Annotated in this window: 10 protein-coding genes; 5 read left to right on the forward strand and 5 right to left on the reverse strand. The window is 67.8% G+C overall.

Annotated elements, in window-relative coordinates:
- Positions 1–116: 116 nt before the first annotated feature.
- Positions 117–1418, reverse strand: coding sequence for a DUF445 domain-containing protein (locus tag G486_RS0113915; RefSeq protein WP_027016088.1), 1302 nt, complete (start codon positions 1416–1418; stop codon positions 117–119).
- A gap of 129 nt (positions 1419–1547) precedes the next feature.
- Between G486_RS0113915 and G486_RS0113920 the strand changes: the two genes are divergently transcribed.
- Positions 1548–1805, forward strand: coding sequence for a DUF3297 family protein (locus G486_RS0113920; RefSeq protein ID WP_027016089.1), 258 nt, complete (start codon positions 1548–1550; stop codon positions 1803–1805).
- Positions 1806–1836: 31 nt separating this feature from the next.
- Here the strand turns inward: G486_RS0113920 and hmpA are convergent, their stop codons facing one another.
- Positions 1837–3015 carry an NO-inducible flavohemoprotein gene (gene hmpA, locus G486_RS0113925; RefSeq protein ID WP_027016090.1) on the reverse strand — a complete coding sequence of 393 codons (1179 nt, stop codon included), beginning with the start codon at positions 3013–3015 and terminating at the stop codon, positions 1837–1839.
- A gap of 161 nt (positions 3016–3176) precedes the next feature.
- Here hmpA and norR point away from each other — a divergent pair, with 161 nt between their 5' ends.
- Entirely contained in the window at positions 3177–4784 is a 1608-nt protein-coding gene (norR, locus tag G486_RS0113930; protein WP_027016091.1) for a nitric oxide reductase transcriptional regulator NorR, read from the forward strand.
- A 120-nt stretch (positions 4785–4904) separates the two neighbouring features.
- Here the strand turns inward: norR and G486_RS0113935 are convergent, their stop codons facing one another.
- The 3 genes from G486_RS0113935 to G486_RS0113945 form a co-directional block, all read right to left on the reverse strand.
- Positions 4905–5810 carry a DMT family transporter gene (locus G486_RS0113935; protein ID WP_027016092.1) on the reverse strand — a complete coding sequence of 302 codons (906 nt, stop codon included), beginning with the start codon at positions 5808–5810 and terminating at the stop codon, positions 4905–4907.
- A gap of 104 nt (positions 5811–5914) precedes the next feature.
- Entirely contained in the window at positions 5915–6322 is a 408-nt protein-coding gene (locus G486_RS0113940) for an FKBP-type peptidyl-prolyl cis-trans isomerase (RefSeq protein ID WP_027016093.1), read from the reverse strand.
- A gap of 218 nt (positions 6323–6540) precedes the next feature.
- The gene (locus G486_RS0113945) at positions 6541–7677 is read right to left on the reverse strand and encodes an aminotransferase class V-fold PLP-dependent enzyme (RefSeq protein ID WP_027016094.1); all 1137 of its coding nucleotides are present in this window, start codon (positions 7675–7677) and stop codon (positions 6541–6543) included.
- A gap of 277 nt (positions 7678–7954) precedes the next feature.
- Here G486_RS0113945 and G486_RS0113950 point away from each other — a divergent pair, with 277 nt between their 5' ends.
- The 3 genes from G486_RS0113950 to G486_RS0113960 are packed head-to-tail and all read left to right on the forward strand — an operon-like array spanning position 7955 to position 12622.
- A complete protein-coding gene (locus tag G486_RS0113950; RefSeq protein WP_027016095.1) occupies positions 7955–9166 on the forward strand; it encodes an efflux RND transporter periplasmic adaptor subunit in 1212 nt (403 codons plus the stop codon).
- Positions 9167–9176: 10 nt separating this feature from the next.
- Positions 9177–11210: a MacB family efflux pump subunit gene (locus G486_RS0113955; protein ID WP_084455285.1), complete on the forward strand. Its 2034-nt coding sequence runs from the start codon at positions 9177–9179 to the stop codon at positions 11208–11210.
- Positions 11207–12622 (forward strand): efflux transporter outer membrane subunit, encoded by a 1416-nt coding sequence (locus G486_RS0113960; protein WP_027016097.1) that lies wholly within the window; start codon positions 11207–11209, stop codon positions 12620–12622. The genes G486_RS0113955 and G486_RS0113960 overlap by 4 nt, the downstream gene beginning before the upstream one ends.
- Positions 12623–12652 lie beyond the last annotated feature (30 nt).

Consider the following 12652-nt stretch of genomic DNA (forward strand, 5'->3'; position numbering starts at 1 on the left):
GAATCCTCGCAATAGCACGGCTATTGCTGCGGTGTCGCGCCTTGTATCCCATCCCGCAAAGACACTGGCGCGGCACCGAGGAGATCGTAAACACGTTCTAAGAACGTGTTTACGATCTAAAGGCCCAGCCTGGCCAGCAGCTCGCCCGCATGGGAGAGCAGAAACAGCAGCAGCCCCACGGCCCCGCCGACCAGGCTGCCGTTGATGCGTATGTATTGCAGGTCCTTGCCTATGTGCAGCTCGATCAGCCGGGCCAGCTGGCGCGCGTCCCAGCGCTGCACGGTGTCGGCAATATGCTGGCCCAGAAAGGTCGAGACCTCGGGCGCGAGCGCCTTCACCCAGCGCTTGAGGCGCTGGTTCATGGAGTCGCGCAGCGCGGCATCATGGGCCAGCGACTGGCCCAGCCAGCGGCCCATGGCTTCGGCCTTGCGCGCCAGCTGGGAGTTTTCATCGGCCAGATCGGCCTGCAGGCGCTGGCGCAGGCCCTGCCACAGCTGGCGCAGATAGGCGGCCAGCTTTTCGTCGTGCAGCAGATAGTGGCGCAACTGCTCGGCGCGCTCGGCCATGGCAGCATCCGTCTGCAGCCGCAGGATCAGCCTTTGCATGCCCGTATCAAAGGCCTGGCGCATGCCGTGGCCGGGATCTTCGGCGATCTCCTGCAGCAGGCTGTCCAGGGCATCGGCAATCGCGCCCGCGCCTTTCTCGCCCAGCCAGTCCGTGGGCAGGACTTTTTCCTTGAGCGGATGCTCGCGCTTGAGCCAGCTGACGATGGCCTGGGCGATCAGCACATGGGTCCGGGATTCGCGCAGCAGGCCGCTGACACGCACCAGCACATCGTCGAGCAAGGCCTGGTGGCGGCCATCGCGCGTCAGCCCGTCGAGCAGCTCGGCGGCCATGCGCGAGAGGTCCAGCCGGGCCAGCAAGGCCTTGAAGGACTGGCTCAGAAAACGCTCGACCTGCCGGTCCTGCACGGTCTCCAGCCCCGCCAGGGCCAGGCGCGCCACCTGGCGCCCGAGGGCGGCGCTGTTGGCCGGCGTGGTCAACCAGGCCGCCAGGGCCTTGGCGGGGTCGTGGCGCTCGATCAGGGCCAGCAGCGAGGGAGCATCAAGGAACTTGTCGCGCACGAATCCGGCCAGATTGCTGCCGATGCGGTCCTTGTTGCGCTCGATGATGGCCGTATGCGCACCCACCAGGGGCAGCGGAATGCGGCGAAACAAGGCCGCCACCGCAAACCAGTCGGCCAGGGCGCCGACCAGGGCCGCCTCGGTCACGGCCTTGATGCAGGCCAGCCACAAAGGCGTGGGTTGCAGGTGTGCGACCGCGATCGAGGTGATGGCAAACCCCAGGCCCATGCCCAGCAACAGCAGCAAGGGCAGGCGTTTGGCAGTGCGTAGCGCTTGTTCTTGAGGTGAAAGCATGGGCGCAGCATAAACGGCCACGGCTGCGAGTCAGTGGGATGGCAGGCCATGCCGGGCCCGGCAAAAACCCTGGGCATGGCTTGCCCTCACAATAGCGGGTTTCCTTTCAGCTCATCAAAAGAATCCGCCATGACCGATGCATCCACTCCCGACCAGCGCCCTGCCCTGCCCGATCATCTGAGCATAGACCCGCGCAGCCCCCACCACGTGGCCGCCGTGTTCGAGCACGACATCGGCATTCGCTTCAACGGCAAGGATCGCTTCGACGTCGAGGAGTACTGCGTGAGCGAAGGCTGGGTCAAGGTGCCTGCGGGCAAGACCCTGGACCGCAAGGGCCGCCCGCTGCTGATCAAGCTCAAGGGCGCGGTCGAGGCCTACTACCGCTGAGCTGCGGCCCGGCCCCCGAAGTGCGCCGCCATCAGGCCAGCGCCTCGGCCGGGCCGAAGAACTCGTAGCGCACCTGTGCATCGGGCACGCCCAGATTCCTGAGCGCGTGCCTGAGTCCGCGCATGAAGGGGCGTGGCCCGAGGAAGTAGACCTCGACATCGCGCGAAGCCGGCAGCCACTCGCCCAGGCGCTGCTCGGTCAGATATCCCTGGCCATGCACCGCGTCCTCGGGCAGGGCCCGGTCATAGCAGTAATAGCGCGTGAGCTGTGCATGCTCCCGGGCGAGCGCATCGATGGGCTCGCGAAAGGCATGCACCGCGCGCTCGCGCGCGCAGTGGATGAAGGTCACCGCACGCCGGCCTTCGAGCGCCGTGGCCAGCATGGGCAGCGTGGCCGTAATGCCCACACCACCGCTGATCAGCACCAGCGGCTTGTCGCCGGGCTGCAGCGTGAAGTGGCCGGCCGGCGGAAACAGCGCCAGCGTATCGCCAACCTGCAGTTGATCATGCAGGAAGTTGGAGACCTTGCCCCCGGGCTCGCGCTTGACGCTGATGCGCAGGCTCTGCCCGTTGGCGGCCGCCGACAGCGAGTAATTGCGCCGCTGCTCCTGCCCGTCGATCATCAATCGCAGCCCTATGTACTGGCCCGGCTGATGCGCAAGCACCTTGCCGCCGTCGGCCGGCACCAGATAGAAGGAGCTGATCTCGGCGCTCTCCTGCACTTTCTTTTCGAGCCTGAAGGCGCGCTCGCCGCGCCAGCCGCCCTCGGCCCGGGCCAGGCTCTCGTAGGCCTCGCCCTCGGCCGCGATCAGAAGGTCGGCCAGTTGCTGATAGGCGGCGCCCCAGGCGGCGAGCACCTCGTCGGTGGCGATCTCGGCGCCCAGCACCTCGCGGATGGCCCGCAGCAGACAGGTCCCGACGATGGGATAGTGCTCGGGCTGCACCTGCAGCGCCACATGCTTGTTGATGATTTGCGCGGGCAGGTCGCCCAGGGCCTCCAGCCGGTCTATGTGCTTCGCATACATGAGCACGCTGTACGCCAGGGCTCGCGGCTGGGCACCGCTTTGCTGGTGGGCCTGGTTGAACAGCGGACGCACCTCGGGGTACTCGCCCAGCATGGTGTTGTAGAAGTGCGTGATCAGCGCCTCGCCGCCGCTCTCCAGCAGCGGTACGGTGGATTTGACAATGGCGCGTTGGCTCTCGGTCAGCATGCAAAAACTCCTTGGGTCATGGCCTGCCAGTCAGCAGGTCGCAGATGCAGACGCAATTGCCGTGCCCGCCCCCACCCCGCAGCAAAACAAGGACTTGGATCAGATGAAGTCATATTGACTGCATGATGGGTGTAGACTTTTTGACATCAATCAAGGTCAATATGACAACATCCCACATGCTGAGCGCCGTCATTCCGCTGATCGCGGATCTGGCCCAGGATATGCCCGAGCGCGAGCGTCTGCGCCGCCTGCTTGCGGCCTTGCGCACCCTGTTGCCCGCCGATGCCGTGGCCCTGCTGCGCCTGGAGGGCGAATGGCTGCGCCCCATGGCCATGGACGGCCTGGTGCCCGACGTGCTGGGCCGGCGCTTTCGCCTGAGCGAGCACCCGCGCTTTGCCCAGTTGCTGGCCGCCGGCCAGGCCATGCGCTTTGCGCCCGACAGCCCGCTGCCCGACCCCTATGACGGCCTGATCGCCAACCACGGCCAGGTCCTGCACCAGTTGCACGTGCATGACTGCATGGGCTGCGTGCTGCAGCTCGGCGGTGCGCCCTGGGGGCTGCTCACGCTCGATGCGCTGCAGCCCGGGCGCTTTGCCGATCCGGCCGCGCTGGCCCTGCTGCAGGCCTTTGGCAACCTGGCTTCGGCAACCGTGGCCACGGCCGAGCGCGTGCGCCAGCTGGCCCTGCCGGCCCGGGGCTCGCGCCTGCCCGCCAGCCCGGGCCTGCCGCCCGAGCGCGAGCTGCTGGGCCAGAGCCCGGCCATGCGCGAGCTCAGAAAGAACATGGCGCTGATCGCGGCCAGCGATCTCAACGTGCTCATCACCGGCGAGACCGGCACGGGCAAGGAGCTCGTGGCCCAGGCCCTGCACGCCCGATCGGGACGTGCGCACAAGCCCATGATCAGCATCAACTGCGCGGCCCTGCCCGACAACCTCGTGGAAAGCGAGCTGTTCGGCCATGTGCGCGGAGCCTTTACCGGCGCGCTGTCCGAGCGCCAGGGCAAGTTCGAGCAGGCACACCAGGGCACGCTGTTCCTCGACGAAGTGGGCGAGCTGTCCCTGCCCGTGCAGGCCAAGCTGCTGCGCGTGCTGCAAAGCGGCCAGCTCCAGCGCCTGGGCTCGGACCGCGAGCACCATGTGGACGTGCGCATTCTGGCCGCCACCAACCGCGACCTGGCCGCCGAGGTCGAGGCCGGGCGCATGCGCGCCGACTTCTACCACCGGCTCAACGTGTATCCGCTGGCCGTGCCGCCGCTGCGCGAGCGCGACAGCGATGTGCTGCTGCTCGCCGGCTGCTTTCTCGAGGAAAACCGCTCGCGCCTCAAGCTCGGCGGGCTGAGGCTGGACGCAGCCGCCCAGTCCGCCCTGCTCACCCGCGACTGGCAGGGCAATGTGCGCGAGCTCGAACACCTGATCAGCCGCGCCGTGCTCCAGGCCCTGAGCCGCGCGCCCCAGACCCCGGCCGCGCCGCGCGGCGCCCTGCGCCCGCGCATGCTCACGCTCAGCGCCCAGGATCTCGGAGAGACAGCGCCCCGGGCCGCCTGCGCACCAGCGGCAGCGGGCCTGCCAGCCGGCATGCCGGTGACTGCGCCAGTGACTGCGCCGGACGCTCCCCCGGAAGGCCTGCGCAGCGCCGTCCAGGCCTACGAACGCCAACTGGTCCAGGCCAGCCTGCAGCGCCACAACCGCAGTTGGGCCGCCGCCGCGCGCGAGCTGCAAATGGACCGCGCCAACCTCCAGCGCCTCGCACGCCGCCTGGGGCTGGCCTGAGAGCGTAAACACGTTCTGAGATAACTATGAAAAAAGAAGCTGCAAACGCTCATCCACATTGGATTTCAAGCATGTTTCGTACTGAAATCCATATGTACCAAGCGCTACCAGCTCCTGTTTTCAGCTACGCCGTATCAGGCTGGCCAACCAGCCATGGCCGCTGACCAGCAGCACGCCGGCCAGCACCATGAAGGCGCCGAAGACAAAGCTCGACGCCAGGGGTTCGCTGAGCAGCCAGGCGCCGAGGATGACGCCGAGGATGGGCGTGAGAAAGGAGAACACGCCCAGGCGCGAGGCCAGGTACTGGGTCAGCAGCCAGAACCAGATCAGAAAGCTCACAAAGCACACCAGCACCGCATTGAAGGCCAGGCTCGCCCAGGCCAGCGGCGTGGGCTCGAAACGCGTCTGCCCCAGCAGCATGGCTGCAGGCATGAGCAGCGCAAAGCCCGTGGCCAGCTGATAGAGCAGGGTTTGCGCAGCCGGCAGGCCCGCGAGCCGGCTGGTGCGCACGGCCACCGTGGTCGCGCCCCAGGCCGCGCCCGCGCCCAGGGCCAGCAGATCACCCTTGAGGCTGACGCCCCCGCCCTGGCCGCCGCCGAGAAAGGCCAGTGCAATGCCCGCGAAAGCCAGGCCTATGCCCAGCCACTGCAGGCGTGCGAGCCGCTCGGAGGCCAGCGAGCAATGCAGGCCCAGGGCCGCGAACACCGGGGCCGAATACAGAAACACCACCACATGCGAGGCCGAGGTGTGGTTGATGGCCTCGCCCAGCAGCAAAAACTCCAGCGCGAACAGCGCCCCCACGAACAGCCCGGGGCGCCAGCTGTCCGCCCAGGTCACGCGCATGCGGCGCCAGCGCATGAACAGCCACACCAGCACCGCCCCCGCACCCGAGCGCAACGCAATCTGCAAGGTCGGCGCAATCGCATCGGCCGTGGCCTTGAGCAGCACCTGCTGCAGACTCCAGATCAGACACAGGCTCAGCATGAGCACATAGGCCCGCGGGTCCAGCGGTTGGCGATTGTCCATGGCGAAATCAGAGCTCCAGAAACGGCTTCAATGCTGCAAGCCTGCCGAGGCGCCAAGACCGGGGCGCCGACCGTCCCCCTTGCAGGGGGAAGGCGTGAAGCGAATCAGGGCGTGATGCCCAGCAACTCCACATCGAAGTTGAGCGTGGCATTCGGCGGAATCACCCGTCCCGCGCCGCGCGCGCCGTAGGCGATGGAGGCCGGGCAGGTGAGCCTGGCCTTGCCGCCCACCTTCATTTTCTGCAGGCCTTCGGTCCAGCAGGGAATCACCCGGTTGAGCGGGAACTCTATGGGCTCGCCGCGTGCGATCGAGCTGTCGAACTCCTTGCCGGTCTCGGGGAAATAGCCTCGGTAGTGGACCTTCACGGTATTGCCGGCCTTGGGGCTGGGGCCGGTGCCGTCCTTGAGGCTTTCATAAATCATGCCGCTGGCCGTGGTCTCGGGCGCCGCGTGAACGGCAGCGCCCAGCAACAGTCCGCAGGCGGCCAGCAAAGAGGCAAGGGTTTGGTGCATGCAAAAGCTCCGATCTCGGATAAGCAAAAGCGCAATTCTCGGCGATATCTGCAGGCCTTCGCAGCCGCGCCGCATGCGGGAAGCCCCTCACTGGCACGCGCCCCGAAGGGGGCGGGGCAAGACTGCGCGGCCCCGGATCAGGGACGCCAGGCTGGCGCCGCCCTGCCGCAAAGAGCATCGCCCCGGTCTGCCAGTTGCAGGGCAAGCGGCGCAGCCGCTCAGGGGGTATCGATCCTGTCCAGGGCCGCACGCAGATGGCCTACCGTGCGATCCACGTGGTGCCATTTCTCCAGGCCGAAGAGGCCGATGCGGAAGGTCTTGAACTGCGGCCCCTCATCGCACTGCAGCGGCACGCCCGAGGCCGTCTGCAGGCCCAGTTCGAGAAACTTCTTGCCGCTTTGGATGTCCGGATCGCTGGTGTAGCTGACCACCACGCCGGGCGCCTGCCAGCCCTTGGCGGCCACGCTCGCAAAGCCGCGCGACTCCAGCAGCTCGCGCACCTTGGCGCCCAGGGCGATCTGCTCCTCGCGCACCTTCTCGAAGCCGTAGGCCCGCGTCTCCAGCATCACATCGCGCAGGCGCACCAGCGCATCCGTGGGCATGGTCGTGTGGTAGGCGTGCTGGCCTTTCTCGTAGCCCTCGGCGATCTGCATCCACTTCTTGAGGTCGCAGGAAAAGCTGGAGCTTTTCGTGTGCTCTATGGCCTGGCGCGCACGCTCGGAGAGCATGACCATGGCACAGCAGGGCGAGCTGCTCCAGCCCTTTTGCGGGGCCGAGATCAGCACGTCGACGCCGGTCTGGCCCATGTCCACCCACATGGCACCCGAGGCCACGCAGTCGAGCACGAACAGCGCGCCCACCTCGTGCGCAGCATCGGCCAGGGCACGCAGATAGTCGTCGGTGAGAAGAATGCCGCTGGCCGTCTCCACATGCGGGGCGAACACCACCTTGGGCTTTTCGCTGCGGATCGCGGCCACGACCTCGTCTATGGGACAGGGCGCCCAGGGATCCTGGTCGCCGGCGCCAAGACGGCGCGCCTTGCAGACCACGGAGCCGCCTCCCAGGCCTTCGTCGGCATCGAAGATCTGCGTCCAGCGGTAGCTGAACCAGCCGTTGCGCACGATGAGCACCTTCTCGCGATTCGCGAACTGGCGCGCCACGGCCTCCATCCCGAAGGTGCCGCTGCCCGGCACCAGCACCGCGGTATGCGCGCCGTAGACCTGCTTGAGCGTGGACAGAATGTCCTGCATCACGCCCGCAAAGCGCTTGGACATGTGGTTGAGGGCGCGGTCGGTATAGACCACGGAAAATTCAAGCAGGCCTTCGGGATCGATATCGGGCAACAAGCCGGGCATAGTTTTTTTCTCCGTGCAAAACAAAGGCGGGCGGCCCTCGCATCCGGATGGACGAGGGCCGCACAACCGATCCAGCTTAGCACGCTGGCCCGGGGCTTTGCTCCGCGCCCTGCCACCGTGGCGACCGGCCCCGGCGCCGATCCCTGGCGGTTTACTCGCGCTTTACGCCAGAAATATCGGCCGATCACACAGACTTGGCACACTTGCATTCCATTACGAGAGCGTATGTGCTCTTACCGGTGAGGCATGGGCCGCACCGGGCCTTCATCCAAGCCCCATGTTCACAAGAATCCCACGCACTCTTCGCATTCTTCTGGCTCTCGCGATCCTGGCCGCCATCGCCTACGCAGCCAAGCTCGCCTTCTTTCCTGCCAAGCAGGAGCCGCGCTTCGTCACGGCCACGGTCAGCCGCGGCGACATCGAGGACACGGTCCTGGCCACGGGCACGGTACAGGCCTTCAAGCAGGTCAGCGTGGGTGCCCAGGTCTCGGGCCAGGTCAAGCAGCTCTACGTGGAGCTGGGCCAGCGCGTCAAAAAAGGCGACCTGATCGCCGAGATCGACTCCACCACCCAGCAAAACACCGTGCGCAATGCCGAGGCTGCGCTGGAGAACGTGACGGCCCAGCTCGCAGCCCAGCAGGCCTCGCTGGCCGAGGCCGAGCTCAACCACCAGCGCCAAAAGCGCCTGCGCGCCAGCGAGGCCAACTCGCCCGCCGATCTGGAGACGGCCGAGACCAAGCTCAACACCACGCGCGCCAACATCAAGGCGCTGCAGGCCCAGATCAAGCAGGCCGCGATCACGGCCGACACGGCCAAGGTCAACCTCGGCTATACGAAGATCCTCTCGCCCATGGACGGCATCGTCGTGGCCCTGGTCGTGCAGGCCGGCCAGACGGTGAACGCCAACCAGACCACGCCCACCATCATCAAGGTGGCCCAGCTCGACACCGTGACCATCAAGACCCAGATCTCCGAGGCCGACGTGGTCAAGGTCGCCCCCGAGCTGCCCGTGTACTTCACCATCCTCGGCGAGCCCGACAAGCGCTACCACGCCCAGCTGCGCACCATCGAGCCGGCCACGGACGCCATACTCACCGAGAGCAGCTCCAGCAGCAGCTCGAGCAGCACCAGCAATGCCAGCACGGCCATCTACTACAACGGCCTGTTCGACGTGCCCAACCCCGAGAACAAGCTGCGCATCTCCATGACGGCCCAGGTCTCCATCGTGCGCGCCCAGGCCAGCGATGCGCTGCTCATCCCCGCCTCGGCCCTGGGCCGGCGCGGACGCGAAGGCTATGCCGTGCGCGTGCTCGATGAAAAGGGCGAGCCCCAGCTGCGCAGAATCCAGGTCGGCATCAACAACAACGTGAACGCCGAAGTCACCGAAGGCCTGGCCGAAGGCGAGCGCATCGTGCTCGGCGAATCCTCGGCAGCAGGCGGCGCCCCGGCGCCTGGCAACAACCGCCGCGGCCCGCGCATGCGCCTGTGAGGCCCGCACGATGAAACACGACCTCAGCTTCCCGAGCGGCCCGGCCACGGCCGACCGGCCCCACCCTGGCGATAGCGCCCAGGGCCGCCCCTTGCTGGAACTCCAGGACCTGTACCGCGAATTTCCCGCAGGCGAGGGCACGATTGCCGTGCTCAAGAACATCAACCTCAGCATCCATGCGGGGGAGATGGTGGCCATCGTCGGCCAGTCGGGCTCGGGCAAGTCCACGCTCATGAACATCCTGGGCTGCCTGGACCAGCCCAGCGCCGGCAGCTACCGCGTGGCCGGGCGCGCCACGGGCGAGCTCGGCCACGACGAGCTCGCCGCACTGCGCCGCGAATACTTCGGCTTCATCTTCCAGCGCTACCACCTGCTGGGCGACCTCACGGCACGCGGCAATGTGGAGGTTCCTGCGGTCTATGCGGGCGCGCCCGTGGCCGCGCGCCACGAACGCGCCGCCGCACTCCTTGAGCGCCTGGGCCTGGCCGACCGCACGGGCCACCGGCCGGGCCAGCTCTCGGGCGGCCAGCAGCAGCGCGTCTCGATTGCGCGGGCCCTGATGAACGGCGGCAGCGTCATCCTCGCCGACGAGCCCACGGGGGCCCTGGACACGGCCAGCGGCAAGGAGGTCATGAACATCCTGCGCGAGCTGCATGCCGAGGGCCATACCATCATCCTCGTGACCCACGACATGCAGGTCGCCGAACATGCCGAGCGTCTTATCGAAATCCGCGACGGCGAGATCATCGGCGACCACCCCACGGCGCGCATGGCCAGCCAGCCGGCCCGCGCAGCGGCCCCGGCCCTGCCGCAGCGCCCGGCGGCGCGCAGCGGCCTGGGCGCGCTGCGCGACCGCTTCGTGGAAGCCTTCCAGATGGCACTGCTGGCCATGAACGCGCACCGGCTGCGCACCTTTCTGACCATGCTCGGCATCATCATCGGCATTGCCTCGGTGGTCGCCGTCGTGGCCCTGGGCGAAGGCTCACGCCAGCAGGTGCTCAAGAACATCAGCTCCATAGGCACGAACACCATAGAGATCTTCTCGGGCTCGGGCTTTGGCGACACGCGCTCGGCGCGCGTGCGCACCCTGGTTCCCGCCGACGCCGATGCCCTGGCCCACCAAGGCTATGTGGACAGCGTCACGCCCACGCTCAGCAGCTCCGTCACCGGCCGCTACCGCAACATCGAGGCCTCGATCAACGTGACCGGCGCCGGCGAGCAGTACTTTCGCGTCAAGGGCGTGAAGATCGCCCAGGGCAGCGCCTTCGACCAGGGCCATGTCTGGCGGCGCGAGCAGGTCGCCGTGATCGACGACAACACGCGCAAGACCATGTTCCCGAACACCCCCGACCCCGTGGGCGAGGTGCTGCTGCTGGGCAGCGTGCCGGTGCGCATCATCGGCGTGGCCGCCAAGAGCGACTCGGCCTTCGGCAACAGCGAATCGCTGAGCGTCTTCGTGCCCTACACCACGGCCATGAGCCGCATCGTCAACCAGAACCATCTGCGCAGCATCACGGTGCGGGTGCGCGACGATGCCTCCACCAATGCCGCCGAGCAGGGCATCAACCAGTTGCTCGAGCAGCGCCACGGCACCAAGGACTTCTATGTGCTCAACACCGACAGCATCCGCCAGACCATCGAGGCGACCACGCAGACGCTGACTCTGCTGATCTCCTCCATCGCCGTGATCTCGCTGATCGTGGGCGGCATCGGCGTGATGAACATCATGCTGGTCTCGGTGACCGAGCGCACGCGCGAAATCGGCGTGCGCATGGCCGTGGGCGCGCGCCAGAGCGACATACAGCAACAGTTTCTGATCGAGGCCGTGCTGGTCTGCCTGCTGGGCGGCGTGCTCGGCATTGCGCTGGCGCTGGGCTTCGGCCAGATCTTTGCGCGCACCAGCACCGAATTCCAGCTGGTGTACTCGCACGGCTCCATGATTGCCGCCTTCGTCTGCTCCACGCTCATCGGCGTGGTGTTCGGCTACCTGCCCGCGCGCAGCGCCGCCCGTCTCAACCCCGTGGAAGCCCTGTCCCGCGAATGAACTCCCTGATCTCCCGCCCCCTGATCCCCTCGGCACTGGCCCTGGCCCTGCTGCTGGCCGGCTGCTCCTCCCTGCGCACGCCCTACGAGGCGCCCGCGCTCAGCGTGCCCGCGCAATGGAGCCATGGCTCCACCGCCGGCGCATCCACCACCCGCGATGCCCAGGCGGATGCCCAGGCCCTGACCGGCGCCTGGTGGAAGGAGTTCAACGACCCGCAGCTCGACCAGCTCATCGCTGCCGCGCTGGAGCGCAACAACGACCTGGCCATGGCCGCCATCAAGGTGCGCCGCGCCCAGCTCCAGGCACGGCTGGGCGAGAACCGGCCCAGCGTGAGCAGCAGCCTCAACACCGGTGCGAACCGGCCCGTGGATGGCGGCTCCACCACGCGCAGCAACTCCGTCTCCCTGGGCGTGAGTTATGAGGCCGACCTCTGGAACCGCCTGGGCGCGTCCCAGGACGCAGCGCGCTGGGCCGCCATGGCCAGCGCCGAAGACCGCGAGGCCGCAGCCCAGGCCCTGGCCGGCACCACGGCCACGCTCTACTGGCGCCTGTCCTACTACCACCAGCGCCTGGACTCGGCCGCCAAAAGCATAGAGCACGCCGAGCGCACGCTGGCCCTGGTGCAGGCCCAGTACGATGCGGGCGCGATCTCGGCGCTGGAGCTGTCCGAATCGCGCCAGAGCCTGGCCGGCCAGCGTGCAAGCCTGGCCCTGCTGGAGCAGCAGCGCGTGGAAGCCGCGAGCGCGCTGAGCCTGCTGTTCGACGGTGCGGCCGCAGACCCCGTGGGCCCGGCCGATCCGGGCTGGAGCGCGCCGCGCGCCCTGCCCACGACAGCGCTGCCCGAAGTGGCCGAAGGCCTGCCGGCCGAGCTGCTCGCGCGCCGCCCCGACCTGCGTGCGGCCGAGCTGAGGCTGCGCGAATCCCTGGCCTCGGCCGATGCCACGCGCCTGTCCTACTACCCCCGGCTGTCGCTGACCGGCTCGCTCGGCGGCTCCAGCACCTCGCTGGGCCAGGTGCTCTCCAACCCCCTGGCCACGCTGGGCGCAGGCCTGGTGCTGCCGTTTCTGAACCTCACGGAGATGCGCCTGAGCACCGACATCGCCAAGGCCGACTACGAGCAGGCCGTGGTGGGCTTTCGGCAAACCCTCTACCAGGCCCTGGCCGATGTGGACAACGCCTTGTCGGCACGCAGGCAATACCTGGCCCAGGCCGAGCAGCTAGAGCAGTCGCTGGCCGAAGCGCGGCGCGCCGAGCAGCTCTATGAAGCCCGCTACCGCGAAGGCGCCGTCCCGCTCAGATCCTGGCTGGATGCCCAGGAAAGACGCCGCTCGGCCGAAATCTCCGTGGCCGACAACCGCCTCAACCGCCTGAGCAACCACGCCACGCTCTACCAGGCGCTGGGCGGGGCCTGAGCCGGCGTCAGGGCTTGGCTACACTCATCG

The sequence above is a fragment of the Comamonas composti DSM 21721 genome (genome assembly GCF_000429845.1).
Lineage (GTDB): Bacteria > Pseudomonadota > Gammaproteobacteria > Burkholderiales > Burkholderiaceae_C > Comamonas > Comamonas composti.